This window comes from Pantoea trifolii, from assembly GCF_024506435.1.
GTDB lineage: Bacteria > Pseudomonadota > Gammaproteobacteria > Enterobacterales > Enterobacteriaceae > Pantoea > Pantoea trifolii.
In genome coordinates this window covers 3,452,840-3,479,473 of sequence record NZ_JANIET010000001.1, presented here as the reverse complement: position 1 = coordinate 3,479,473, position 26,634 = coordinate 3,452,840, and the positions used below count along the sequence as shown (strand labels likewise).

General features: G+C 55.7%; 23 protein-coding genes. 12 read left to right on the top strand and 11 right to left on the bottom strand.

All coding sequences use genetic code 11. The features are described from left to right. Nucleotides 1–18: 18 nt before the first annotated feature. From NQH49_RS16025 to NQH49_RS15995, 7 genes are all read right to left on the bottom strand, one after another. Entirely contained in the window at nucleotides 19–2,061 is a 2,043-nt protein-coding gene (locus NQH49_RS16025) for a 2Fe-2S iron-sulfur cluster-binding protein (protein ID WP_256697386.1), read from the bottom strand. A gap of 10 nt (nucleotides 2,062–2,071) precedes the next feature. Next, nucleotides 2,072–2,689 carry a glutathione S-transferase family protein gene (locus tag NQH49_RS16020; protein WP_256697385.1) on the bottom strand — a complete coding sequence of 206 codons (618 nt, stop codon included), beginning with the start codon at nucleotides 2,687–2,689 and terminating at the stop codon, nucleotides 2,072–2,074. A gap of 129 nt (nucleotides 2,690–2,818) precedes the next feature. After that, nucleotides 2,819–3,331 (bottom strand): ferritin-like domain-containing protein, encoded by a 513-nt coding sequence (locus tag NQH49_RS16015; protein WP_256697383.1) that lies wholly within the window; start codon nucleotides 3,329–3,331, stop codon nucleotides 2,819–2,821. 69 nt (nucleotides 3,332–3,400) lie between these two features. After that, nucleotides 3,401–3,583 carry a con-10 family general stress protein gene (locus tag NQH49_RS16010; protein WP_007893075.1) on the bottom strand — a complete coding sequence of 61 codons (183 nt, stop codon included), beginning with the start codon at nucleotides 3,581–3,583 and terminating at the stop codon, nucleotides 3,401–3,403. 411 nt (nucleotides 3,584–3,994) lie between these two features. Then, on the bottom strand, nucleotides 3,995–5,401 hold the full coding sequence (locus NQH49_RS16005) for an MFS transporter (RefSeq protein WP_256697381.1): 1,407 nt from the start codon (nucleotides 5,399–5,401) through the stop codon (nucleotides 3,995–3,997). Nucleotides 5,402–5,541: 140 nt separating this feature from the next. Next, the gene (locus NQH49_RS16000) at nucleotides 5,542–6,630 is read right to left on the bottom strand and encodes a tartrate dehydrogenase (RefSeq protein ID WP_256697379.1); all 1,089 of its coding nucleotides are present in this window, start codon (nucleotides 6,628–6,630) and stop codon (nucleotides 5,542–5,544) included. A 14-nt stretch (nucleotides 6,631–6,644) separates the two neighbouring features. Next, nucleotides 6,645–7,955 carry an MFS transporter gene (locus tag NQH49_RS15995; protein ID WP_256697378.1) on the bottom strand — a complete coding sequence of 437 codons (1,311 nt, stop codon included), beginning with the start codon at nucleotides 7,953–7,955 and terminating at the stop codon, nucleotides 6,645–6,647. Between the two features lie 130 nt (nucleotides 7,956–8,085). Between NQH49_RS15995 and NQH49_RS15990 the strand changes: the two genes are divergently transcribed. The 11 genes from NQH49_RS15990 (at nucleotide 8,086) to fabF (ending at nucleotide 18,040) form a co-directional block, all read left to right on the top strand. After that, complete coding sequence (locus NQH49_RS15990) at nucleotides 8,086–8,994, top strand: LysR family transcriptional regulator (protein WP_256697377.1); 909 nt, start codon at nucleotides 8,086–8,088, stop codon at nucleotides 8,992–8,994. A gap of 228 nt (nucleotides 8,995–9,222) precedes the next feature. After that, nucleotides 9,223–10,182, top strand: a complete 960-nt coding sequence (locus tag NQH49_RS15985) for a LysR family transcriptional regulator (protein ID WP_256697376.1) — start codon at nucleotides 9,223–9,225, stop codon at nucleotides 10,180–10,182. Nucleotides 10,183–10,478: 296 nt separating this feature from the next. Further along, a complete protein-coding gene (locus tag NQH49_RS15980) occupies nucleotides 10,479–11,933 on the top strand; it encodes an NAD(P)-binding domain-containing protein (protein ID WP_256697375.1) in 1,455 nt (484 codons plus the stop codon). Next, nucleotides 11,930–12,412 carry a CMD domain-containing protein gene (locus NQH49_RS15975; RefSeq protein ID WP_256697373.1) on the top strand — a complete coding sequence of 161 codons (483 nt, stop codon included), beginning with the start codon at nucleotides 11,930–11,932 and terminating at the stop codon, nucleotides 12,410–12,412. The genes NQH49_RS15980 and NQH49_RS15975 overlap by 4 nt, the downstream gene beginning before the upstream one ends. Beyond that, nucleotides 12,409–12,975, top strand: a complete 567-nt coding sequence (locus NQH49_RS15970) for a peroxidase-related enzyme (protein ID WP_179452163.1) — start codon at nucleotides 12,409–12,411, stop codon at nucleotides 12,973–12,975. Before NQH49_RS15975 ends, NQH49_RS15970 begins: the two co-directional genes overlap by 4 nt. A 10-nt stretch (nucleotides 12,976–12,985) precedes the next feature. Further along, nucleotides 12,986–13,723: an amino acid ABC transporter ATP-binding protein gene (locus NQH49_RS15965; RefSeq protein WP_256697372.1), complete on the top strand. Its 738-nt coding sequence runs from the start codon at nucleotides 12,986–12,988 to the stop codon at nucleotides 13,721–13,723. A 20-nt stretch (nucleotides 13,724–13,743) separates the two neighbouring features. Continuing rightward, nucleotides 13,744–14,559: a transporter substrate-binding domain-containing protein gene (locus NQH49_RS15960; protein ID WP_256697371.1), complete on the top strand. Its 816-nt coding sequence runs from the start codon at nucleotides 13,744–13,746 to the stop codon at nucleotides 14,557–14,559. Nucleotides 14,560–14,641: 82 nt separating this feature from the next. After that, on the top strand, nucleotides 14,642–15,328 hold the full coding sequence (locus tag NQH49_RS15955) for an amino acid ABC transporter permease (RefSeq protein ID WP_256698446.1): 687 nt from the start codon (nucleotides 14,642–14,644) through the stop codon (nucleotides 15,326–15,328). Nucleotides 15,329–15,343: 15 nt separating this feature from the next. Beyond that, nucleotides 15,344–16,036: an amino acid ABC transporter permease gene (locus NQH49_RS15950; RefSeq protein ID WP_256697369.1), complete on the top strand. Its 693-nt coding sequence runs from the start codon at nucleotides 15,344–15,346 to the stop codon at nucleotides 16,034–16,036. A gap of 163 nt (nucleotides 16,037–16,199) precedes the next feature. Beyond that, the gene (locus NQH49_RS15945; protein WP_256697368.1) at nucleotides 16,200–16,742 is read left to right on the top strand and encodes a winged helix-turn-helix transcriptional regulator; all 543 of its coding nucleotides are present in this window, start codon (nucleotides 16,200–16,202) and stop codon (nucleotides 16,740–16,742) included. Between the two features lie 20 nt (nucleotides 16,743–16,762). Then, complete coding sequence (gene fabF, locus NQH49_RS15940) at nucleotides 16,763–18,040, top strand: beta-ketoacyl-ACP synthase II (protein WP_256697366.1); 1,278 nt, start codon at nucleotides 16,763–16,765, stop codon at nucleotides 18,038–18,040. A gap of 240 nt (nucleotides 18,041–18,280) precedes the next feature. Here the strand turns inward: fabF and uxuA are convergent, their stop codons facing one another. The 3 genes from uxuA to NQH49_RS15925 all read right to left on the bottom strand — a co-directional run bounded on the left by uxuA (nucleotide 18,281) and on the right by NQH49_RS15925 (nucleotide 23,394). After that, on the bottom strand, nucleotides 18,281–19,345 hold the full coding sequence (gene uxuA / locus NQH49_RS15935) for a mannonate dehydratase (RefSeq protein ID WP_256697365.1): 1,065 nt from the start codon (nucleotides 19,343–19,345) through the stop codon (nucleotides 18,281–18,283). 111 nt (nucleotides 19,346–19,456) lie between these two features. After that, nucleotides 19,457–20,167, bottom strand: a complete 711-nt coding sequence (locus NQH49_RS15930) for a response regulator (RefSeq protein ID WP_256697364.1) — start codon at nucleotides 20,165–20,167, stop codon at nucleotides 19,457–19,459. After that, the gene (locus NQH49_RS15925; protein WP_256697363.1) at nucleotides 20,164–23,394 is read right to left on the bottom strand and encodes a transporter substrate-binding domain-containing protein; all 3,231 of its coding nucleotides are present in this window, start codon (nucleotides 23,392–23,394) and stop codon (nucleotides 20,164–20,166) included. The genes NQH49_RS15930 and NQH49_RS15925 overlap by 4 nt, the downstream gene beginning before the upstream one ends. A gap of 353 nt (nucleotides 23,395–23,747) precedes the next feature. On the opposite strand from NQH49_RS15925, the gene NQH49_RS15920 reads away from it, so the two are divergent. Continuing rightward, on the top strand, nucleotides 23,748–24,695 hold the full coding sequence (locus NQH49_RS15920) for a sensor domain-containing diguanylate cyclase (protein ID WP_256697362.1): 948 nt from the start codon (nucleotides 23,748–23,750) through the stop codon (nucleotides 24,693–24,695). A 122-nt stretch (nucleotides 24,696–24,817) separates the two neighbouring features. Here the strand turns inward: NQH49_RS15920 and treF are convergent, their stop codons facing one another. Beyond that, nucleotides 24,818–26,476 (bottom strand): alpha,alpha-trehalase TreF, encoded by a 1,659-nt coding sequence (treF, locus tag NQH49_RS15915; RefSeq protein ID WP_256698445.1) that lies wholly within the window; start codon nucleotides 26,474–26,476, stop codon nucleotides 24,818–24,820. Nucleotides 26,477–26,634 lie beyond the last annotated feature (158 nt).

Here is a 26,634-nt window from a genome sequence, read left to right as displayed (position 1 = left end):
CGCGATAAACCTCGTTTCTCACAACGCCAGTTGAATCACCTGCACTTCACCTTCCTGCTGCGCCGGTCTTGCGCAGCAGATCAGCACTTCATCATCCGCCACTTGCGCGCTCGGAGGCGTTGGGTAAGTCACCGCACCTTGCAGCAGTTTGGTTTTACAGCTGCCGCAATGTCCGGCGCGACAGCTATACGTCGGGCTTAGGCCTCGCGCTTCCGCCAGTTCCAGCAGCGAACCGGCATCTGGCGTCCAGCGTGCCTCTTTCAGCGAATCCATAAACTTCACCGGCACCGATTGCGTTGCCACCGGCAACAGCGGGTTTTCTTCGGCCACCACATCGCGGGAACGCTGCAGCGACGACGGGCCAAAAGCCTCGGCGTGAATGCGATCATCGGCGATATTGAAGGTGCGTAGCCCGTCGTACAGCGCTTGGGTAAACTGCGGTGGACCACACAAATAGAAGTCGTAATCGTTAAACGGCAGCACCTGTGAGAGCAGCGCCATATCGATGCGGCCGGCAAAATCGTAATCAATATCCGCTTCTGCGTCCGCCGTCTGGCTCAGCACGCGCACTAGCTTCACCGCGCCATGCGCCGCCGCCAGCAACTGGTCGAGTTCGCGCACAAAAGGGCGCTCGGCTTTGCTGCGCGCCGACTGAAACAGAAACGTAGGGCGCAGGCGCTGTTTGCGCACTCCTTCGTATATCAGATGTCGCAGCATCGCCAGCATCGGCGTGATGCCCACGCCAGCGGCAAGCAGCACCGCCGGACGCGGTTCGCTGGCGTCGAGAGTAAAATCACCCGCCGGCGCACGCGCTTCCAGCGTATCTCCGGTGTGGAGATGATCGTGCAGGTAGCACGAAACCACGCCATCGCGCTTGACGCTGATGCGGTAAAAACCATCCGACGGCGCGACCGAAAGTGTATAGGCGCGCATCAGCGGCTTTTCGCTTCCAGGCAGCTGCACGCGAATCGGCAGATGTTGACCCGCCAGATGCGGCAATAAACCCGCGCCATCATCCGGCAGTAAATGAAACGAGCGGATGGTGGCGCTCTCATCCACCACCTTCATCACCTTGAACGGTCGCCAGCGCGCTGCCAGCTCCACCGCACGCAGGCGCTGGTCGGCAGCTTGCCAGTCGCCGGTCATCAGCGAACTGGGTGCGATACCATCCGGCGGCGTGAACCAGCGCAAGGCGAGAGCGGCGCGACGACGCACGATGCGGCGTGGGCGAAACGTCCACAGCCGTTCGGCACCCTGAAAGGCGGCGATCTCTGGCGAGTCGAGAATCACTTCGGCATCGCCGCTCAGTTGCAGCGTGTCGCCGCTGGCGTAATCGACAAACAGCAATCCCGCTTTGCCATTCTGATGAATGTTGCCGAGCGTGTTGAAGAACAAGTTGCCGTTGAAGTCGGGAATGGTCATCAGGCCATCTTCGCTGACGCGCACGAAGCCCGCTTTACCGCCGCGATGCGAGGCATCAACCTGACGTTCGGCATAGGTGGCGACGTAGAAGGTATCGGCTGCAGCGATGGTGGCGTGGGCGGCATCATCCAGCGCGCTCAGGGTTTCCACCTCTCCGCGATAAGGCTCGGCGGGATCGCGAGCATAGTGAAAATCACGTAGCTGGATATAGCGCGGGCAGTTGCCAAAACTCTGCTCCACCTGCACGCGAAAGCCACCGCCAATCGTCTGCAGCACGCCGTTCATGCGATTACGACGCCGCGTGTGCAGCTCGATGCCGAGCAGCCCAACCGGCGCGCCATCCTGCATGCCCGCCGCCGCCGGATCGCCTTGATGCGGACGCGCCTCAATATCCAGCGTGCTGGCATTCGGCGAGAAGATAAAACCGGGTTGGCCTTCCAGTAGCGTGGCCCACGCATCGCCGTGCGCATCAACGCTGCCCGCCACAATAAACGGCAGCTGTGCGTAGAAGTCTCGATGTTGATCGGGCATGTGATCGCGGATTACGCGCTGGCCGACGTCCGCCATGCGTTCCGCCACGCCCGCCTGCTGCTGCAGCGCGATTTCACCCTGATGCCAAACCGATAGTTTCTTGCTCATGATGGTGGACTCAGGCGATGCTGCGCAGGCCAGCCGCAGTTTGCGGGAAGGGCATAAAGCCCGGCAGCGCTTCGATACGACGCAACAGCGCGTTCACCGCCGGATAGCCGGAGAGATCGACATTGCCTTCTGGCGCACCGACGATATAACTGTACTGCGCAATGTCGGCGATTGTCGGGCCATCGCCGACCAGCCATTCACGGCCTTCGAGATGCTGCTCAATGCGTGACAGCACCAGATGCGCGCGGGCAATCACCTCTTCTGGATTGAACGGGCGGCCAAATACGGTAATCAAACGCGCCGCAGCCGGACCAAAGGCGATATCACCGGCTGCCACGGTGAGCCAGCGCTGTACCGCCGCCGCGCCCAGCGCATCTTCCGGCAGCCATTCGCTGCGACCGCTTTTCTTCGCCAGATAGACCAGAATGGCGTTGGAGTCGGCAATAAACACGCCGTCATCTTCCAGCACCGGCACCTGACCAAACGGATTCATGGCGAGAAATTCCGACGTTTTGTTTTCGCCAGTTTTGAGATCGACATCGATAACCTCATGCGGCAAATCCAGCAGCGACAGGAACAGACGTGCGCGGTGAGCATGGCCAGAAAGCGGGAAGTGATAGAGTTTCATATTGCGGTTCCTTAGGTGTTGCTCGGGATGATCCCGAGCCTTGCCATAAGGTTCGCACAGACAATTTAGCGGCAGAATAGCTGGGTTAGCGAAGTCATTGTTGCGAAAAATGGAAGAATCAGAGGCGGACTACTTTTTGGCTTCAACGCCAGGCGTAGCGGAGCGAATCAAATACTGTTCGGTCACGTCAGGCAAATGCGTCAAGGTCCAGTCGGCCATGGCGATTTCCTGCTCGCGAATGCGTGAGAAGATATCGGCACTTCCATGGTCGTTTAGGTGCTGTGCCGCCGCGATCAATGAGGTGTAGCTGGCGATCTCAAGGTGTTCGAAAACATTGCCGCTGATCGCGCCTTTCACCACTTCATCTTCCACCATCACGCCGCCAATCGACTGACCAAAGGCAGAGATTTTGCCGGCAATATCTTTCAATACCGACTGAGAAGTGGAGTAGCGATCGATCACGCTTTGCACCAACGTCTGATGTTCACGGGTCTCAACAATATGCTGCTCGATGCGCAGCTTCAGGTCGGGATAGTGTTCGAGGCGCGAGGCCATTTTTTCCAGCATTTTCTCGGCTTGTTTTTCCATGGCGTGGGCATCTCTCACCCAATCCAGAAAGTGTGCTTCGCTATTATTACTCATAATATGTGGTCCTGTTTAAGAGTGCGAAAATGCGGCGGTAAGCCAAATTAACGGCCCGCCGCAATAACGTTATTCGGGAGATTTATCGACGACGCGACGGCTTTTCTTCCCGCCTTTTCGCCCGGCTTCAATTGCACGTTCTGGATTATTGCGAAAATTGCCGCCACTTAATTGGCCGCCTTTTTTTCCCGCTTCGCGGGCTCTTTCCGGGTCCATGGCAAAATTGCCAGAACCGCCTCTTGGTGTTGTCATCATGAATACCTCAGATAATGGGGATAACGCATATTTCACTTACCCTTTAAGGTTAGTCGTTAAAGCCTAACGCGCATCAAGGGTTATTAGGATTTATCTTATCTGTGTTGATATTGTTCAGGTATTTTTCTTCGGCAAGGAGGGTAAATTAAGAGGGTGATAATTATTTTTTCGTGACCATTGTTTATTGAAAATAAATTTACGCTTCGAATTTAAAATATTTACTCTTCAATGTGATGAAATGAATCAATATTCCTGATTTTTGTTTTTTTTACTTAAGGTTTGATTAACATTCTCATCATTAGCCATTATCTCAAAATGGATATAAAAAATATAAATCCTTATATAAGGGTGATTATTTTTAGCGAAGCGCATAGATTAATGTTTTTAACGTTAATCTATGCGCGAATATTATTTTACCAGCACTTGCGCACCGGCATTTTTTTCCAGCCTCAACACGTCAAAGAGTGACAGTAGCACCAACAACGCCACACCGGCGAAGGCGATATGAATATCGCTCTGCGCGATTTCGCTATGTTCCTGCCACAACATCGATGCGCGCAAGAACAGCGCCGCCAGCGCAATGCCCGCGCTCATGCTGAACTGGAAGAAGATGCTGAACACCACTGAGGCATCGCTCATTTTGTTTTGCGGTACATCGGCAAAGCCCAGGCTGTTGTAGCAGCTGAACTGCAGCGAGCGCGACAGCCCGCCGATAAACAGAATCGCGGCGATGGCGAAGTAACCCAGCGACGGCTTGAGCAGCAAGCAGCCGAGCATCGCCACCAAACTGATTACGCCATTGATCATCAACACGCGACGGAAGCCCCAGCGTTTCATCAGCCAGGTTGTCGCCGGTTTCATCGCCAGATTACCGGCAAATACCCACAACACCATCGCACCGGCCTGCGCCGCGCTCCAGCCAAAGCCCAGCTGAAACAGCAACGGCAGCAAATAGGGCACGGCATTGATCGAAGCGCGGAAGAAGGAGCCGCCAATGACCGCATTGCGGAAAGTGGCAATTTTCATCGCGCTAAACGGCAGCAGCGGCTGCGGATGTTGGAAGCTGTGGCGATACGCCAGCCAGCTGCACCACACGCCCAGCAGCAACAACGGAATACCAAAATTGAGATGCATCTGCCCGAGCGCTTCCAGCGCAATAATCAAAGAGGTGCAGGCGGTGGCGGTCAGCGCAAAGCCGCGCACGTCAAACGGCCGCCGCTGTTCGGCTTTGAACTGGGGCACCAGATAAGCAGTGGCGATGATGGCAAGGATGCCGAGCGGAATATTGAGCCAGAAAATCCACGGCCAATGGCCGTATGTGACAATCAAACCGCCCAGCGGCGGGCCGAGCACCGGCGCAATCAAACCCGGCCAGGTAATAAAGGCGATGGTTTTCACCATCTCCTTTTTTTCGGTGACGCGCAGCACCACCATGCGACCGACCGGCACCATCATCGCGCCGCCAATACCTTGCAAAATACGGCTCAGCGTGAACATCGCCAGCGTTTCGCTGAAGCCACACAAAATTGAGGCGAGGGTGAAAATCAGGATGGCGCTGGCAAACACGGTTCGCGCGCCAAAGCGCTCCGCCAGCCAGCCGCTCATCGGAATAAATACTGCCACCGCCAGTAAATAGGCGCTGACGCCAATGTTCAGCGCCACCGGGCTGGAGGCGAAATCGCGCGCCATCTGCGGAAGCGCGGTGGTGATCACCGTGGCATCGAGGTTTTCCATAAAGAAGGTTACTGCGACCAATAATGCTAACAGCAGGGTGCGATAGGAATTCGGTTTGGCTTCTCTGCCTGAGTCGATCATGCGTGGACCTGCGAAAACAGAAGGATGCAAAGACTTTTAATGAAAAGCGCGGCAGGTGCAAACCGAATTGTTTAGCAAAATGTTGATGCCGTCGTAGGGTCGCCATTCATGGCGACCACAACCATACGCACGTGGTTAAATCAGACGGCCTCAGCCACGCTAGCTTTGGCCTCAATAAACGCCACCACCGCTTTCGTCACTTCTGCGGTATTCGCCGTGCCGCCAACATCCGGTGTCAGAATGCCCTGCGCGCAGACATATTCAATCCCTTGCATAATCAGCGCCGCCGCGTCGCGCTCGCCGAGGTGCTCCAGCATCTGCACCGCTGTCCAGAACGTGGCGATGGGATTGGCGATGCCTTTGCCGGTGATATCGAACGCCGAGCCGTGAATCGGTTCAAACATCGACGGGAAGCGACGTTCAGGATCAATATTAGCGGTAGGCGCAACGCCTAAACTGCCCGCCAGCGCACCGGCCAGATCTGACAGAATATCGGCGTGCAGGTTGGTGGCGACGATGGTATCAAGGCTCTGCGGATGCAGCGTCATGCGATGCGTCATCGCATCTACCAGCATTTTGTCCCACTGCACGTCCGGGAACTCATGCGCAACTTCGGCGGCAATCTCATCCCACATCACCATACCGTGACGCTGGGCGTTGGATTTGGTCACCACCGTCAGCAGCTTGCGCGGACGCGACTGCGCCAGTTTGAAGGCATAACGCATAATGCGCGTCACGCCAACGCGGGTGAAAATCGCCACTTCGGTGCCAACTTCCTCCGGCAAACCACGATGCGCGCGGCCGCCGTTACCGGAATATTCGCCTTCTGAATTTTCTCGCACAATCACCCAATCGAGATCGCCGGGGCCGCGATTGCGCAGCGGTGAGGTGACGCCCGGCAGAATTTTGGTGGGACGCACGTTGGCGTACTGGTCAAAGCCCTGACAAATCGGCAAACGCAAACCCCACAAGGTGATGTGATCCGGCACGTCGGGCGCACCGACCGCGCCAAAGTAAATCGCATCAAACGTCTTCAGCGTTTGCAGGCCATCTTCCGGCATCATCATGCCGTGTTGCTTGTAGTAATCCGAGCCCCAGTCAAACGTCTGCACGTTGAACTTGAGCTGCGGATCGTGACGCGTCAACGCGTGCAGCACTTCCACGCCAGCAGAGATCACTTCCGGGCCAATACCATCCGCAGGAATCGCGGCAATCGAATAGTTACGCATGTTGTTTCTCCAGATCAATGAGTATGAGGATAGGGGATTTTCGCCGTTTGCGGTCGGTTACCGCTGGTGGCGAGCAGCAGAACCACAATGGCCGACAGCGCCAGCAGTCCCGCCACGAAATAGAGGCCCCACGTATAGCTGCCGGTTTGCTGGCGGATCACGCCAATCATCATCGGGCCGACAAAGCCGCCAAGGTTGCCGATGGAGTTGATAGTGGCGATGCCCGCCGCCGCCGCCGGACCGCTCAGGAACAAGGTCGGCATGCTCCACAGCGGCGGTTTTGAGGCGCTGATGCCGACGGTGACCAGCGTCAGGGCGATAATCACGGTGAACAGCGTGCTGACGTTACCGGCATAAATCAGGCCAGCCGCCGCCAGCAAACAGGCACCAATCACATGCCAGCTACGCTCTTTGGTGCGGTCGGAGTGGCGCGCCCACAGGATCATGGCGATCACGCCGATCACCGCCGGGAAGGCATTAAGGAAACCGATCTCCATCGAGGATGCGCCGAAGCTGCGGATGATCTGCGGCGACCAGATGCCGAGCGTGTACAAACCCGCTGACGTACCGAAGTAAACCAGCGCCAGCGCTAACACCCGTTTATCCATCAATCCGCGCCATGCGCTGCTGTGGCTATTTTTGACGGCGCGCGCCTGCTCTTCGGCCTGCATGGTGGTTTCCAGCCACGCACGCTCCTCATCGGTCAGCCATTTGGCTTTTGCCGGGCGGTCGGTGAGGTAAAACAGCACCACGAAGCCGAACAGCAGCGCCGGAACCGCCTCCAGCACAAACATCCATTGCCAACCGGCGTAGCCCAGCAGGCCGTGCATCTGCAGCAGGGCGGCGGAGAGGGGCGATCCCAGCGCGGTGGAAAGCGGCGCGGCAGCCATAAAGATGGCGGTGACCTGCGCCCGTTTCGCCGCCGGGAACCAGTAGCTGAGATAAAGGATGATGCCGGGGAAGAATCCGGCTTCCGCCACGCCCAGCAGAAAGCGCAACACGTAAAAGCTGGTGGTGCCCTGCACAAAAGCCATGCAGCCGGAAACCAATCCCCAGGTGATCATCACGCGCGCAATCCAGATGCGGGCGCCAACTTTATGCAGAATTAAATTCGACGGCACTTCAAACAGAAAATAACCGAGGAAAAATATTCCGGCGCCAAAGCCAAATACCGTGGGCGAGAAACCTAAATCCTGATTCATGGTTAATGCAGCAAAACCAATATTGACGCGATCGAGAAAAGCGATGAAGTAGAGCAGCATGATGAAGGGCACAATGCGTAACGTCACTTTACGCATCACCCTTTTTTCGAGGTGAGAGTTCATATTAAAGTGCTCCAGATTGTGTAGGGTGGTGTTATTTTTTTGTAATCGAGTTCAGTATGCAGTTTTGCTTTGGCTTATCATCAGATGTGGATTATATAAACTATTTGCATAATCAACGGGTGAGGGGAATGTGGATATAAATCAATTGCGTTGCTTTGTTGCGGTGGGTAAAGAACTGCATTTTGGCCGCGCCGCACAAAAGATGGAAATGATGCCTGCGTCACTTTCTCGCTTCATTCGTTTACTTGAAGAGGACCTTGGCGTGCGTCTGTTAAATCGTTCGACGCGTAATGTTTCATTAACCGCCGAAGGCGCACTCTTTTTTGACGACGCCAGCAAATTAATCGATCAATTTGATGCGCTGGCTAAACGTTTTAAAGTGGGATTAAAAGATGAACGTCGCACATTACGTATTGGCGCAATTGATAGTGCCGCGCGTGGATTAGTTCCGGCGTTACTTAATTTATTTGTTCCGCTGCATCCGCACAGCGATATTCATATTATTGAAGACAAGACCATTAATTTAATGCCGAAATTAAAGTCGGGCTGGCTGGATATGATTTTTATTCGCGAGCCGCAAAGTATTGATGCGACATTAGCAGTGCGCTTTATTACCCGCGAAAGCTGCGTGCTGGCGGTGCCAATCCAGCATGCGCTGGCGCAGCGCGAACGCGTGGCGGTGGCCGATTTTCAGCATGAAGCGATGATCATTCCCGATCGCCGCACACGCCCGCACAGTCACGATCTCACCATGAGCCTGTTTAAACTGGCGGGATTCACGCCGCACATCGCGCAGTTTGCTGAAGAGAAGCAAACCATTCTGAGCCTGGTTTCTGCCGGGCTGGGATTGGCGGTGGTGCCCGCTTCGTATCGCACCATGAACAGCGACAGCGTCAGTTATATCGCGCTGGATCTGCCGGAAGAGATTAAAGGTTTGCCGCTGAGCATTGCCTGGCAGAAGGGCAACGAAGATCGTTTTCTACTGGATATGCTGCGTTTGTTGCATGAGCATCAACGTGAGCTGACGGCGAAGTTGTGATCGCTGGCCCTCACCCTAACCCTCTCCCATAAATGGGAGAGGGAACTGTCTGCTGCGGGGTGGCATATTCTCCCACCTAATTGTTCCCTCTCCCGCCTGCGGGAGAGGGCTAGGGTGAGGGACAACGCGCACTTTCCCCCTGTGGCTAATTCCCACGACTCTCTCTATGATGAAAACTTTCCCGCACCAATGTCGGGACTGATCAATGAGTTAGGGAAAAATCGCGCGATGACCATTTTAAACGACCTGGATTTGCGGCAGCTGGAAGCCTTCTCGGCGGTGATCTCTGCCGGTAGCGTCACCGCGGCGGCGAAGGCGCTCAATCGCTCGCAGCCGGCGGTGTCGCGTTTGATTCAGGAGCTGGAGCAATCGCTGGGTTATCCGCTGTTTATCCGCAACGGGCCGCGTATTCACCCCTCGGAAGAGGCGCTGCAGCTGCATCAATACGTGCAGAAAGCGTTGCTCTCATTGCAGCAGATTCGTCTGCGTGCGCAGGAGATCGCCCATCAGCAGCATCGTCCGCTGAGCATTGCCGCCACGCCTGCACTGGCGGCGGGTTTGCTGCCGCAGGCGCTGGCCGCGCTCAATTTGCAGAACAAAGTGCAGATCATCAGCGAATCGGCGGTGCAGACGGCGCATGCGGTGATCACTGCCGAAGCCGATCTCGGTTTATGCAGTTTGCCGCTCGAGCATCACGCGGTGGAGCTGCACTGGATTGGGCAGTCGCAGTGCGTGGTGGCGCTGCCGGAGAACGACGAGTTGGCGGCGCAATCTCAACTGTCGTTGAGCAGCCTAGCGGGACGGCGATTGATTGCGCCGTGGAGCCCGCAGCGGCTGCGCGGACGCTACGAAAAAGCGCTGAGAAAGGTCAAAACGCCGCTGCACGAAACCATCGAAACCAACTCCTCCGCCAATATTCTCGGCTGTGTGCGCGCCGGGCTGGGCGTGGCGATCCTCGAACCGGTCACCGCATGGGGCATGCCGCTGGCCGGTGTGGCGATTCGTCCGCTGGAGGAGGATATTCCTTATTATTTTGGCGTGATTACGCCGCAGGGGCGCCAGATTTCTTCTGCTGCGCAGGCGTTGGTTGAGGCGTTAGCCGATGCTGCCGCCACTCTGTTGCCTGGTTTTGAGCGTCTGCCTGCGAGCGAGCATCCGCGTATTATGCGGTTGATTAATCAGGAATAAAGTATTGTGCGGTGATTAGCGAGGTCGCCATGAATGGCGACCCTCGTATGGCCATCAAACCCGCTTATAACATTTCCGGCATAAGATATAAGAAATCCATTGGTCAAAAGCTGAGCGAGAATATTGACTCTGTTTTAGGGCAAGAGGATTATGCGAATCCTTAGCTCTTACTATGCGGTTTAGTGATTATTACCCATTAACTATGTGTTATCAGGATAATGGAAATGCATAGTAACTAACGCGCTTTAGTGGTTTCGTCCGCACTCTGGCGGCCGCTTATTTCTGGGAAAACGTGTATGACTTATGCCGCCGATGGCCTTGCCGCGCTGGAAGCTCAGCTTCAGCAGGATCTGGAATATCTTGAACTGCCCGCGAAATCCTGGGTGCCCGAGCGCACGCAGGACGGCGCGCCGGTGCGTGACGTGGTGGTGATCGGCGCGGGCATGTGCGGGCTGGCGGCAGTGGCGAAATTGCAGTTCACCGGCATCAGCAATGTGGTGGCGTATGACGCCGCACCCGCCGGGCTGGAAGGTCCGTGGGTGACCTTTGCGCGCATGGAAACGCTGCGTTCACCGAAATCCCTGCACGGCCCGGCGCTTGGTATGGCGCAACTGACGTTCCGCGCGTGGTTCACCGCGCAGTGGGGCAAAGCAGCCTGGCAAGCGCTGGATAAAATTCCCAAAGCGCAGTGGATGGATTACCTGATTTGGTATCGCAAGGTGCTGAATCTGCCGGTGCGCAACAATGTGCGCGTCAACAACATTGCCTTTGCCGATGATCTGATTGCTCTCGATCTCAGCGGTGCCGAAACCGGCCGTATTTATACCCGCCGTTTAGTGCTGGCCACCGGACGTTCTGGCCTTGGCGGTTTCGCCGTGCCGGATTTCCTGCAAGGTGTTGGCCGCCAGTTCTGGGCGCACTCCGCCGACGACATTGATTTCGCTGCCTTAAAAGGCAAACGCATTGCGGTGATTGGCGCGGGCGCATCCTCGATGGATAACGCCGCCACCGCGCTGGAACACGGCGCGGGCGCAGTAGATTTGCTGATTCGTCGTAAGCAGATGCCGCGCATCAACAAAATGACCGGCATCGGCAGTCAGGGCGTGGTGCACGGCATGCATCAGCTGCCGGACGCGTGGAAGTGGAAGTTTGTCGATTACACCGCCACCACGCAAACGCCGCCGCCGCGCTCCTCAACGCTGCGCGTGTCGCGCCATGCCAATGCGCGCTTCTTGCTTGATTGCGGCATCAATGCGGTGAAAGAAGAAGCCGATGGCCTGCTGATCGAAACCACGCAAGGCCCGCTGCGCTACGACTACCTGATTGCTGCGACCGGCTTTAGCAACGATTTCCACGGCCGCCCGGAGTTTGCCGTCATCGCGCCGCATATCCGCAGCTGGCGTGACGGACGCTATCAACCAGAAATGGGCGCGCCGCGTCCAGGTTTGCTGGAAGCGCCGGATCTCGGCCCCGCTTTTGAATTCCGCGAACTGACGCCAGGCGCATGTCCGCTGTTGGCGCACATTCACTGTTTCAACGATGCGGCGATGCTGACGCACGGCAAAGTCTCCGGCGATATTCCGGCGGTGAGCGCCGGTGCCGATCGTCTGGTGCGCGGCATCACCGCTTCGCTGTTTGCCGAAGACGTCGAGCAGCATTATGCCAACTTACAGGCTTTTGATACCCCTGAATTGCAGGGCGATGAATGGGTGGATTCCACGCCCTTACTCAACCAGGAGAACGCGCAGTGAGTGACGCAATTGATCGCGCAGTCGGCTTAAACGCTGAAGATGCGCTGTACGGCACGCGCCGCCTGCGCCCGGAATTTGTTGACGGCGCGGAACAGTGCCGCCTCTCGGTGCTGGCACCAAACGACAATCAGGGCTTAGCGCCGGATGTGCGTTTGGCGCTGGCACAGCGCATGGCGCAGCTCAATCATGATGCCGCTCTGCAACAGGATTATCAGACGCAGCTGGCGGCGTTGCAGCCTTCGGATGATTTGCTGGCGCTGGCGGCAGGCGCAAGCGATCTGCCAGAACCGCTGGCGACGATTGCACGCCATGCCGATCTCGTTACCCAGCAGCCAATGAATGCCACCGAGCAGCACATTCACTTGCTGGAGCAGACTGGCTTGAGTAATCCGCAGATTGTGGCGCTCTCCGAGCTGATCGCTTTTGTTAACTTCCAGACGCGCGTCGCGGCCGGATTACGTTTGTTGAGGTCTGCATGATTCCGTCGGTTAATCTCAAGCCACTGCATTGGCATCCGTATATCGCGCCGGTTGAGGTGGCAGATGCCACGCCCGCGCAGCTCGATGCGATGAAAGTGACGCCATCCAATAAGAAGATCTCCGAATATGTGCGCACGTTAGCGCACGATCCCGACAGCTACGTGGCGCGTACCGTGCTGTTCAACGCCATTATGTATGTCGATGGCGGGCTGGATCGTGCGGATCGTGAACTCGGTGCGCTGGGCGCGTCGATCGTCAACGGCTGCAAATATTGCGCGGTGGTACACGCGCGTCGCCATGCGCAGCTGGCCGAGAGTGATGCGGTGGTGAGCGCCATCTACTTTGATCGTGCGGATGTGCTCGGCGAGCGTGATGCGGCGATCTACCGTTTTGCCCGTCGCCTGTCGGTGACGCCGTCCGAAGCCAGCGCCGAGGATATGGCGGCACTGCGCGCGGTCGGCATGAACGATCAGGAAATTATCGATCTGATCCACGCCATCGCCATTTTTGGCTGGGCCAACCGTCTGATGCATGTGCTTGGCCATGCTGACCTGAACAAATAAGGGCTGCTGCATGTTAGAACTCAACGATATTACGCTCGCTTACGGCAGCACGCCGATCCTGAAAGGTGTCGATCTGTCGGTGAAACGCGGCGATGTGGTGTCGATCATCGGGCCAAGCGGCACCGGTAAAACCACGCTGCTGCGCTGCATTAACTATCTGGCGAAACCGGCGTCGGGCACCATTCAGCTCGATCAGATCCGCATGGATTATCAAACACCGGATAAAGCGGCGATCCAGGCGATCCGCCTGCGCACCGCGATGGTGTTCCAGCAGTTCAACGTGTTCAAAAACATGACGGTGCTGGAAAACGTGATGGATCCGCTGATCGTCATTCAACGCAAAAGCAAGCAGCAAGCGCGCGATATCGCCGTGCAGGAGCTGGATCGCGTGGGATTGGGTGCCAAGCTGGATCACTATCCGTCGCAGCTTTCCGGCGGCCAGCTGCAGCGTACCGGCATCGCCCGTGCGCTGGCGGTGCGACCTGATGTGATGCTGTTTGATGAACCGACCTCATCGCTCGATCCAGAGCTGGTGGGCGAGGTGCTGAAAGTGATTAAAGATGTGGCGTCCTCCGGCATTACCTCGCTGCTGGTGACGCACGAAATGCAATTTGCCAAAAGCATCTCGAACCGCATCGTCTTTATGGATCAGGGCGTGGTGGCCGCGCAGGGCAGCCCGACCGAGATGTTCGATAATCCAACCCTGCCGCGACTTGCTCAGTTCCTCAATTCAGAACGTGTATTCTAATAATTAAAGGAATCAACGACATGCCTGCAATCAAAACCACCTTACGTCGCCTGGCCGCGCCTGGCATCATCGCGCTGGCACTGATCAGCGGTAACAGCTTCGCCGACGCGGTGCGCACCATCAAAATTGCCACCGCAGCGGAATCTAAACCGCTGTCGTGGGGCGCGATTGGTCACGAGCCGCAGGGCTACGAGCCGGACGTGCTGAAAGCCATCAACGCCAAACTGCCGCAGTACAAATTTGTGATGGAAGGTGCGGCGGATATCGCCCAGGAAACCGGCCTTGCCACCGGCAAATATGACATGGCGACCGGCGGTTACTACAAAGCGCCAACGCGCAGCAAACAGTTCCTGATCCCGGATGCGCCAATCGGTGCCAGCCTGATGAAGATCTACAGCCGCAGCGATAGCACCATCAACAGCATGAAAGATCTGGTCGGCAAGAACATCGTACCGGTCACCGCTGGCGGCGGCGTGTACAAATTCGTGACGCAGTGGCAGCAGGAAAACCCGAACGACAAGGTTGAGATCAAAGCCTCGAGCGCTGGCGTGCCTTATCCGGATCGTCTGAAAGAGGTGCAGCGTGGCAAATATGATGCGCTGATCCTGCCTTCGAACCTCGGCGAGCAAACGGTGATCGACAACCAGAAACTGGCGATCAAAGCCAGCGAGCCGGTGGCTATCAACAACACTTACGTGCTGATTCACCGCTCTGCCGAGAACCAGGCGCTGAATGATGACATCAACAAAACGCTGCAGCAGCTGAAAGCCGACGGCACGCTGGATAAGCTGGCGCAGAAGTGGTTTGGCGAAGACGTCACGAAGTACATGAAGTAAGGATTCATTAAAGCTGCGCCCGGCGCTGAGCCGGGCGCAGCTTCATTGTTAGCAGGAGTGTTTCACCGTGAATCTGACTTCGATGATTCCCGAGCTGCTCTCGGCACTGCCGTTGACGCTTGGCATAATGTTTGTCGCGATGATCGTCGGGTTCTTCCTGGCGCTAATCGCCACCGTATTCCGCGTGCGCCGCATCCCGGTCATCAGCCAATTTGTCGATTTGTACGTCTCGTACGCGCGCAGCGTGCCGGTGGTGCTACAGCTGTTTGTCGCTTTTTATGGCTTGCCGCTGGTGGCCGAGCAGTTTGGCTTCAGCGATTTTGTCACCGCCAATATCGCGGCGATGATTGGCCTGAGCCTGTATCACGGCGGTTATCTGTCGGAAGTGATGCGCCCGGCGTTTCTCGCCGTGGAGAACGGCCAGCATGACGCCGCCGACAGCATGGGCTACAGCTTCCGCCAGAAAATGCTGCGCATTGTCGGTCCGCAAGCGGTCCACTATGCGCTGCCGGGCTACGGCAATGCGATTATCTATCTGATTCATAACGTGGCGCTGGTGATGTACATCGGTGCGGCAGATGTGATGGCGACGGCGCATCTGATCATGGAACGCGACTACAACCAATATCAGTTCGGCACTTATCTGGTGCTGGCGGTGCTCTATTCGCTGCTGTGCGGCGTGGCCTGGTTGATTATCCGTTTCTTCGAACAACGTCACGCGAAGTACAGCTCGAAAACCGCTGCACGCGTCAAATTCACCAGCGTCTGATAAGGGAGAGAAACCATGTTTGATCTTGAGGTTTTGCTGCCGGACTTCTGGAGCATTCTCGATGCGGTGCCGGTGACGCTGCTGATGGCGGTGACGGTGTTTATCTGCTCGACGCTGCTCGGCGGGCTGTTTGCCTTTATTGAACATCGCCGCATTCCAGTGCTGCGCCAGTTGGTGATCGCGTACAAGATTGCCTTCAAAGGCGTGCCGATGGTGGTGGTGATTTTCCTCGCCTATTACGGTTTGCCGCCGGCGCTGGACTTCGTCGCCACAATAATTGGCGTGAAAGTGAATGCGCACTCACTGCCGAATTGGGTGATCATCATCGTCGCCTTGAGTGCCTGCGTCGCGGCGTTTCAGGCGGAAGTGTGGAAGGGCGCACTTAACTCGTTTGATAGCGGACAATCGGATGCGGCGCTGTCGCTGGGTTACAGCGGCGGTCAGCTGTTCCGCCGCGTGATGTTCCCGCAGATTATCGTGGCGGCGATTCCCGATCTGGCCAACGCCTTTATGGTGATCATGAAAGCGTTGTCGTTGGCGTTTGCCATTGAAGTGGTGGATATCTTTGCCCAAGCGCAGCTGACGGCGGCGCTGAATTTCTATTACCTCGAAGCCTTCCTGGTGGCGGTGGTGTTTTACATGGTGATTGCCTATGTGGTGACCAAGATCGCCGACAAGATCGAGGCGAGGTTGCGGGTGCGGACGTAAAGCCAGGTCGCCATGAATGGCGACCCTACGAAACCCTGTAAGGTGCGCATTCATGCGCACCTTTTTTTATGCTCGCTATAAACTTTCATTCTGCAAGTTACTTGCAAAATGAAAGTCACTCTGCAACAGTATCCGCCATCATACCGATGTCGGATACCCAGTCATGAAAAACCAACCGCTCAACAACATGCCTTGTCCCATCGCGCGCAGCCTTGGGCGCATTGGCGATGGCTGGAGCATGCTGATCATGCGCGACGCGCTGGCCGGTTTTACCCGCTTCGATGAATTCCAGAAAAGCAGCGGCGTGGCGCCCAACATCTTGTCGCGGCGGCTGAAAGCGCTGGTGGACGATGGTTTGCTGGAGAAGGTGTGTTACAGCACCAGCCCGGCACGCTTTGAATATCACCTGACGGCTGTAGGCCGCGATTTTCGCGGCGTGATTCTGGCGCTCGCCGAGTGGGGCAACACCCATTTCTCGCCGGAAGGTCGTCAGATGCAGCTGGTGGAAACCGCCACGCAGCGTCCGGTGAAGATGCAACTGGTTGATAGCGAAAACGGACAGCCGCTGACGCTGGATAAATATCAGATGGTGCCCGGCCCGGCAGCGGAGCCGATGATGCACTATCGCCATGATTATCTGCAGAAAAAACGCGCTGGAGATAGCACCCAAAAATTTGCGCCGCCGGCGCTGCAATCATCACGCTGACGTGCAACGAGCACCTGCAGATGAAGGAGTTAAAGATGAAACGAATTGTCATTACCGGCATGGGGCTGGTATCGCCGCTGGGATGCGGCACGGAAGCGGTTTGGCAGGCGCTGCTGGCGGGAAAATCGGGCATCAGCGCCTTGCCAGCGGAAATGGTGCAAGACATCGCCTGCAAAGTGGCGGGACAGGTGCCGACGCTGGAGCAGGATGCGCTGCACGGTTTCAATCCCGACGGCATTATTGCCGCCAAAGATCGTAAGAAGATGGATCGCTTTATTGAGTTCGCGCTGGTGGCGGCGCATGAAGCGCTGACGCAAGCTAACTGGTACCCGCAGGACAACGCGCAGCAGCAGCGCACCGCCACGGTGATCGCCACCGGCATCGGCGGGTTTAATGAGATCGCCAACGCGGTCGAAACCACCGCCGCGCGTGGGCCGCGCCGTCTGTCGCCGTTTACCATTCCTTCGTTCCTCGCCAATCTGGCGGCCGGACACGTTTCGATTGCGCACGGTTTTCGTGGGCCGATTGGCGCGCCGGTGACGGCTTGCGCGGCGGGTGCGCAGGCGATTGGTGATGCGGCACGAATGATTCGCAGCGGCGAAGCGGATATCGCGCTGTGCGGCGGCACTGAAGCGGCGATCCATCGCGTGAGCCTGGCCGGATTTGCGGCGGCGAAAGCAATGTCGGGCGGCTTTAACGATCGTCCCGAGCAGGCTTCGCGTCCGTTCGATCGCGACCGCGACGGCTTTGTAATGGGCGAGGGCGCGGGATTGCTGGTGATTGAATCGCTGGAACATGCGCAGGCGCGCGGCGCGACACCGCTGGCGGAGCTGGTGGGCTACGGCACCAGCGCGGATGCTTACCATCTCACCGCCGGTCCGGAAAATGGTGAGGGCGCGCGTCGGGCGATGGAAACCGCGCTGGCGCAGGCGGGTATTACCGCGCGCGAGGTGCAGCATATCAATGCGCATGCCACGTCGACGCCGGTTGGCGACAAGGGCGAGTTGGCCGCAATTAGCGCGCTGTTCGCTGGCAGCAAGGTGGCGATTACCTCCACCAAATCGGCCACCGGACATTTGCTTGGTGCAGCGGGCGGCGTGGAAGCGATCTTCTCGATTCTGGCGCTGCGCGATCAGGTTGCGCCGCCGACGCTGAATCTGCAGCATCCGGATGAAGCGGCTGCTGGCCTGAATTTGGTGGCGCTGAAACCACAGCCGACGGCGATGACCTATGCGCTCTCCAACGGTTTTGGCTTTGGCGGCGTGAATGCCAGTTTGTTGTTTAAAGCCTGGCAATAGGTTTTCTGATGCACGTCAGTTATGCGTAAAACGATCGTTTGGACAGGTTTTCGTAGGGTGCGCATTCATGCGCACCTTCATATAATACGACAACGATAGCGCGCAGGATCTGATCGAAAGTGTGCCAGAGACTTTCGCGATAGCTGGGTGCACGCCCGCTGGCGCTGAGCTCAATGTGAAAAGGTCGCCATTCATGAATGGCGACCTTACGACGGCGCATTTATGCGCATCTGGCCAAATTTAACGCTTACCCAGTGCTTCCCACAATCCCAGCAGATAGGTGGTGCCCAGCGCGCGGTCGTACAAACCGTAGCCCGGACGACCGGTTTCACCCCAGATAAAGCGACCGTGATCCGAGCGGATGTAACCATCGAAGCCGTTGTCATGCATCGACTGCAGCACTTTATACATATCCAGCGAACCGTATTCCGTTGGGTGCGCGCACTCGTAGAAATCTTTATCCTGAATAATCTTGATGTTACGTACATGGGCAAACGGAATGCGTTTGCGGCGCGAGAATTCGGCCAGAATGGCGTACACATCATTACCCGGATCTTCGGCAATCGATCCGGTACACAGCGTGATGCCGTTGGCCTCAGAATCGACCACGTTACAGATCCAGTCGAGATCGTCGCGGTTCTTCACCACGCGCGGCAGGCCGAAGATCGAATACGGTGGATCGTCCGGGTGGATCGCCATCTTCACGCCCACTTCTTCACATACCGGGATCACCGCTTTCAGAAAGTAAGCGAGGTTTTCGCGCAGTTTCGCGTCATCCACATCTTTATACTGGGCAAACAGATCCTGCACTTTTGCCAGACGTTCCGGTTCCCAGCCCGGCAGGGCGAAACCATTGGAGTTGCCGAGCACTTCCTGCACCACCTCGTCGAGGCTCTTATCGATGCCTTTCTTCTCGAACGCCATGGTGAGCGAGCCATCCGGCAGCACGTAGTTCATGTCGGTCTTCATCCAGTCGAATACCGGCATGAAGTTGTAGCAAATCACCTTCACGCCAACCTCGGCCAGGTTGCGGATGCTCTGCTTATAATTTTCGATATATCGATCGCGGCTCGGCAAACCGATTTTGATGTCGTCGTGAATATTGACGCTTTCGATCACTTCCACGGTTAGCCCGGCGGCATGCACCTGCTCAACCAGCGCGTTAATCTTCTCTTTCGGCCAGGTTTCGCCCACTGGCACGTCATACAGCGCGCCCACTACGCCGCGCACGCCCGGCACCTGACGAATATATTCCAGCGAAACCTTATCTTCTTTCGGACCAAACCAACGCATTGTCAGTTGCATACTGTCATCCACCGTTATCGTATCTGTGATGACTGGTAAACTACCATTCTAGTAAACATCATGACAGTGTGATGCGGTGAATAAGCCTTGATCCGCGTCACAGAACACAATTTAAGCATTATGGTTCAGCACAATTCCGCTGAAATGCTCTTTGTATTTAAATAATTCAAGATCGGATCGCAGACCCAATTTGCGCAAGGCTGTCTGTTTTTGCCCGCTGATGGTTTTACGACTGCGTGCATATTTGCCGGCGATTTGCGTGATGCTTAATCCATCCAGATAGCAGCGAATCACTTCGATCTCGCGAGGGCTCAATTCGCGCAGTAACAGCGTAATGTCATCGCCCATCTCTCGTGGCAGCAGATAATCGTGCATCTCTTTGTCGCTTTCCTTGAATTTGTCCATCTCCAGCAGCATGTCTGCCGTGAGGAAAAGTTTGTTGCGGCACACCTGATGTAGCGCTTTGATCAACACTTCCTGATCTTCGCTTTTACCAACAAAACCCTGCACACCGGCTTTCAACAACAGCTGCACAATCGCCGGTTTTTCGACAGCGGAAGAGATGAGGATTTTAAGTTGCGGATAGCGCATTCGCAGCTGTTTCACCATCTGTAAGCCATCCAGTTCATCATCGCCGAGGATGTAATCCAGCACTAACACATCCACAGCATTGCGCTGCAGGAAAGTCATCAACTGTTGGCGCTGCGCGAAAGCGCCGACCAACGCCAACTCGGGCTCTTGCGCTAATCGATACTGGATCGCTTTACCAATCAGCGGGTGATCATCTAATACGGCAACTTGCCAAATGGCGCTATCTTTCATGGGTTCACCTCATTAATGGGGGTATTTTCGAGTGCGTTCTGGAACAGTTTTTCCAATTCAGCGACAGCAGCGATCACGCCTGGCAATTGTTGCGCTAAGCATGCACCATCTTGTTGCTCTGCAGCTTGCTCCGCCGCAAGGCAACTGCGTTGTAATGCCTCGGCGCGCAGCAATTTTGCGCTGCCCAGCAGTTGATGTGCCGCATGGCGCGCGCTGGCGAAATTCGTCTCCGCTACAGCCTGCTGCAACTGAGCCAGATCGCGTGCATTTTGCTGTCGGGCTGTTGTCACCAGATCGCACCAGGCTTGCGGATCGTTGGCGGCCAGGTTTTCCAGCGTGAGTAACGTGTCAGAACGTATCTGGTTGGTTGGCGCTCCGGTTAACACTTTAAGCAGCTGCGTGCGCTCCAGCGGTTTAAACAGACAACCATCCATACCTGCTTGTGTGGCAAGCTGCGCGACACGCTCTTCCGCCATCGCCGTCAGGCCATAAATCGGTACTGCGCGGCGATTGAGTAATTTCTCTTCGATGCGTAGCTGGCGGGTAAACTCGAAGCCATCCATGCCGGGCATATTGCAATCGGTAATGACACGATCAATCTCGTGTTCTCGCCACAGCGTCAGCGCCGTTTCACCACCATCAGCCACCAGAACGTGGTGTCCGGCATAGCGCAATTGCTGTGCAAGCAACAGACGATTGGTGGCGTTATCGTCAACAATGAGCATGCGTAACGAAATCTGTGCCAGCTCCTCCAGCGGCGGATGCTGGCTTTCGGTCTCCAGCACAGCGGCAGGTTGGGCAGTGAAGCGCAGCATAAATACGCTGCCGGCATCGGGCTCGCTCTCAACGTGCAGTTCGGTTCCCAGCATCACCGCCAGGCGGCGACAAATATTGAGACCTAGCCCGGTGCCGCTAACGCGATTAGTACTTTGTTCAACCTGAATAAAGGGGTCGAAAATGGCTTTCTGCTGTTCAGGCGTCAGGCCAATGCCGCTGTCACACACTTCCAATACGTATTCGGGCTTGCTGGGATCGGCCTGATACAACGCCACCTCGACTTCACCCTGAGCGGTGAACTTGATGGCGTTACTCACTAAATTGGCGAGAATTTGCTTTAACGCCACCGGATCAAACAGCACGCAGTCCTGATCAATTTCCAGCATCACATTGAGCGATAGCCCTTTGTTATGTGCTACCTGACGGAACAGTGCTTCGGTATCGTGCACCACGTCACTCAGCGACATCGGTACATGACGAATGCTGAAATGACCGGATTCGATTTTTGCCAGGTCGAGAATATCGCCTACCAGCGAGAGTAACGAGCGTGAGGATTCCCACGCCAAATCGATATTCTTCTGGCGCTGCGGTTCGTCGCTTTGACCCAGGTGTTCGATTTCCAGCAGGCCAATCAGCGCCGCCAGCGGCGTGCGAATTTCGTGGCTCATATGTGAAAGGAAAGTACTTTTGGCCTCGCTTGAGCGCAGCGCCGCGCGCTTGGCTTTACGCACATCCTCCAGTAGCGTTTCGATGTAATGCAGCTGGCTGCTTATTTCGCGCTCATGCTGACGCTGCTTCGATAGTGACGACTTCAGTAAATGATTACGCCATAAGAAGAACAACAGGCATATGCCAGCCACGCCGATAATGCGTAGCACGTAACTGCGATAGCTCTGCCAGGACGTGCTGGTGGCGGGCGGCGTGTACTTGATCCAGCGTTCCATCAGCGACTGCATGGTGGGCTGGGGAATATCGGATAACGCTTTATTCAGGATCGCGTTCAGATGTTCATCAGCAACGTTGGTTGCTATCGCCATGCGAAACATCGGCAACGGCGCGACAAAAGCCACTTTGAAGCGATCGTTGAAGTGGTTATTCAGCAAATACTGCGCGGATTCATAGGGCACGATAAAGCCATCAACCTGCTTATCCTGCAGCTGTCCGAGTGAATCAATAGAAACGGCATTTTCATTAAAATCGATTTCAGGCCAGCGACGGCGTAAATCGAAGCGATAGTATGAGCGCTCGTAGATGCCAATACGCTTGCCCGCCATCTCATCGAAACTGCGCCAGTTACTGTCGCTGCGCGTCATCACCACCCACGGCGAATAGAGGTATGAACGCGTGTATTGAATCTGAGGATTCTGTTTTGACGCGCCGTCACTCACGACAATCAGAGAATTACGTTGACTCACCAGCGCATCACGCATGGCACTTAATCTGTGTATCTCATTGTAATGAAAGCGGATCCCAGTACGCTGCGAGATAAGATTTAGTAGATCAACGCTTAATCCGGCGACGCGCTGTTTGCCATCCAGAAAAGTGAAAGGCAGATGTGTAGGATCGTAATGCACCGTGATATCGCGGTGCTGCTCCAGCCAGTTGGCTTCCGCTTCAGTAAGATCCAGCGGATGGTTTTTCACCACGGACTGATAATCCAGCCCCCACGCTTCGGCGATCTGTACGGCGTTGCGCAGAGGAATGTTTTTGAGGATTTCATTGATGGCATCAATGAGCGATGAGTTATCGGCGCGGGTGGCAAAGCGTGCATCGACATCATTAATGTAAGGCGTACTATGCCCTTCAATGATGTTCTGCAAGCCGCGCTGTGACAGATAGCGTTGCGTGGCGGAGTTACTCCAGAACACGGTGTTTTCGTTAAATGCGGTATCCGTATACGCCCAAAGCGGCGGTGAGGCAGGCTCCAGGATCGTTTTGGGATAGCGTTTATGCAGCAACGCCTTGAGTTCGTCGTCACCGTAGTACATCAGGCGATAGTGACGGTCGTTTAACTGACGATCAAATTTTGCCTGGCGACGGCTGATTAACACGCTCTGCGCCAGCGAATAGGGCGTACTCAGCGCCAGTTTGCTCTCGTGATTGGCGGCCTGCGGATAGTAAGGGATTAAATCTACTTGTTTGTTACTGAGCGCGTTAACCAGTTCAATACGGGTCTTATAACGCTTTACTTCCACGGGGCGATTCAGCGTTTTCGCGATGATAGCCAGATAATCGGCGGATAAACCTTCAAAGGTATTTTCTTCGAATTCAACCGAGTAGGGGGGTAACGTGTGGCTCCACACGCCAACGCGCAGCACTGGATGGCGTTGTAGCCAGCGATGGCTTTCAGCATCCAAAGTCACTTCGGGGGAAACCAGTCCATAACGCGGCGTGAATTTTAGAGTGGTGGCACTCCATGCCGACAGGCAAAACCCCAACAGAAACATCATGCTTAGAATGCGTTTGCCCACGAGTTGATTCTCAGTTTTCATTGTTGCAGTCAGGCACTGCCGTGCGGCGGTGCGGCCTTCTGGCGGTGCTTTGATGCGCCAGTTGACTCCTCACAGCGGCACGAAACTAAACAGTTATTAAATGGTATTTAGGAAAATTCTTACGTCTGTAGGCGGGGGTTTAGTTAAGGCTGGCTCTTAAGTAAGTTTAGTCAGCTGTTTTCACTGGAAACTTTCGACGTAACTCCTGAAATTTCTCCAATTTACCGCTGCTAATCGGCTTTTCATTTGTTTTATTTACAGAAATTTCCCGGCAGGCAAAATAGCGCTTATTTCCTCTCCTTCAGCCGACCATGTCAGAAGAAGCGCTGCGTCAGCAGATTCAGAACCTGAAAAAGCATAATGCGCGATTAAAGCGTATAGCGCATGACGCGCGTAATAAGCTGAGTGCAGCGCTGGATGGAACCGGTTTATGTTTGTGGCAATTGCATATTCCCAGCGGCAAACTGGTGATTTTTAACCGTCGCTGGGGCGCGATGCTGGGTTTCCAGCCGAAAGAGACCAAAGCCCAGTTCGATGTATGGCGCGATCGCTTGCATCCGGATGACGCAGACGAAGTGCTGAAAGCCTTTTACGATCACATCGAAGGGCGCGCGCCTTACTACGAAGCGCTGCACCGTATGCTGGGCAAGGACGACAGCATCAAATGGGTGTTGGATCGCGGACGCGTCACCGAATGGGACGAAGCGGGCAATCCGATCAAAGTCACTGGCACGCACATCGACATGACCAAAGAGAAGCAGTATGAAGCGCAGCTCTCATCGCTGGCGCATCACGATCCGCTTACCGGACTGACCAACCGCCATGCGCTGCACACGCAGTACAGCAAGATGAAAGCGCTGGGGCCGCTATGCGTGGCGTTTATCGATCTCGATAACTTCAAACACGTCAACGACACGCTGGGACATCGCAGCGGGGATGAGGTATTGATTCAGCTGAGTCAGCGCATCACCGATGTGCTGCCGCCAAACGTGGTGATTGGTCGTTTGGGCGGCGATGAGTTTGTACTGCTGATGCCGTTCCTGATCGACTACCCGAAAGTACGCATTCTGCTGCAGGCGGTGCTGGATGCCGCGCTAACACCGTTTGATATTGATAACGGTCACGCACAGATTGGCGCATCGATGGGCATTGCTCAGGTGCAGGAACGCGACAGCTTCGATGAAGCGCTGATGCGGGCGGATGAGGCGATGTATCAGATCAAGAAGAACGGTAAGCAGGGATTTGGGTTGGCGGGGTAGCTTTGCCCTCACCCTAACCCTCTCCCGCAGGCGGGAGAGGGAATAGATCGAGCTTACATGTGGCAGCGTTTCCCTCTCCCTGTGGGAGAGGGCCAGGGTGAGGGCATCAAACCGCACCATCCTTAATCCGCCAGCAAATGCCCATACATGGTCATCAATCTGCGCGTCACGCCGTTGGTCCAGCCGAAACCGTCCTGCAGCGGATATTCACCACCGCCACCCGGACGGGCGCGATCGCCGCTGATGTCATACTTCTCCACCAACTTATGATGCAGTGAGTAGAAATTGTTCACCGTATTCAGCCAGTTAACGGCAATTTCTGTCGCCAGCGTCTCTTCACCGTAGTGATTCAAACCGACAACCGCCATCCATTGTAGCGGCGCCCAGGCATTGGGTTTATCCCACTGTTCACCGCTTTCCACCATCGAGGTCAGCAAACCGCCTTGCGTCAACAGCAGATGACGTAGCGCAACGGCCTGCAAATGTGCCTGCTCGGGCGAGGCGAGGCCAAGGAACAGCGGCACCACCGCCGCAGCGGTAAAGGCGCCAAAGCGCTCGCGACGCCAGTCGTAATCGCGATACACCCCAGCGGTGTTATCCCACAGATAGCGGTGAATCGCCTGCTTACGCGCATCGGCTTTTTTCTGCCACGCCAGCGCCGTCAATTCTTCGCCTTTGGCATGGGACAACGTCGAAATCATCAGCTCCAGCTTGTAGAGGAACGCGTTGAGATCGATAGGAATAAATTGTGTGGTACGGATACTCGCCAGACGCTGCGGATCGCGCAGCCAGCGTGAAGAGTAATCCCAACCGGATGCGGCACCGGCACGCAGATCGCGGTAAACCTCATTCGCCGGACGACCGGATTTCTTCGCGGTTTCAATATCTTCCAGCCACGACTCATCGCGCGGCGTGTCGCGATCGTCCCAGTAACGGTTGAGCAGCGAACCATCAGGCATGCGCACCACGTGGCGATAGGCCTGATGCGGCATCAACTCGCCCGCGCCATCCATCCAGAACTGGTACTCTTTCATCAACTGATCGAGATAGCGTTTCGCACCGCGAATGCCATCCTCTTCAAACAGTTCGACCATCAGCGCAAATACCGGCGGCTGCGAGCGGCTGAGGTAGTAAGTCCGGTTGCCGTTCGGCACGTGACCGTAGTTATCAATCAGCCAGGCAAAGTTATCCGCCATGTGACGCAGCAAATCGTCGCGGCCTGCATCGGCGAGACCGAGCATGCTGAAGTAGGAGTCCCAGTAATAGGTTTCTCCGAATCGACCGCCAGGCACCACATACGGTTTCGGCAACGGCAGCAGCGATGAATGCGCTAAATGTTGCTGCGGCATTTTGGTTAACACCGGCCACAGATCGTCAATATGTTCGGTTAAGGTTTTATCTGGATTGGAAACATAAAAACTCTCATTCACTTGGGGTGAATAAAAATGTTCATGCACGAATGCTTCCAGATCAAAATCCACTGCGCGTTTACGACGACGAAAACGAATTAAAATATCCAGCGGATCGAATTTTGGTGCGCAGTCCGGGAACGTTTTGCTGTCGGCAAATATGTGCGATGTTTGCACCTGCTCAAACAGTTCCATGTAGCGATCGGCAGGCGTCAGCGCATCCGGCGCGGGCAGACCTTCAATCAGCTCGGGTTCCGGCTCCGAATCCTGCATACCTTCGCGAACGAACTCATGAGGATTATATTGATACTCCAGTTCAGCATCAGCGCGTCGATCCTCGAAAGCGTTATATTGCTGTTGGTTAGTATTAATAGCAGCCTCCTGGTAAATTCTTGAATGCGTAAAGAACAAATTATAGAGCTCTGAACGGGCGAAACAACAATGCGATTTATCTATGAACGTAATAAATCATGTCGATGGATCCGGTGTTTTTACGATTTTTCAGCGATTACAACGGACTATATTTCAGG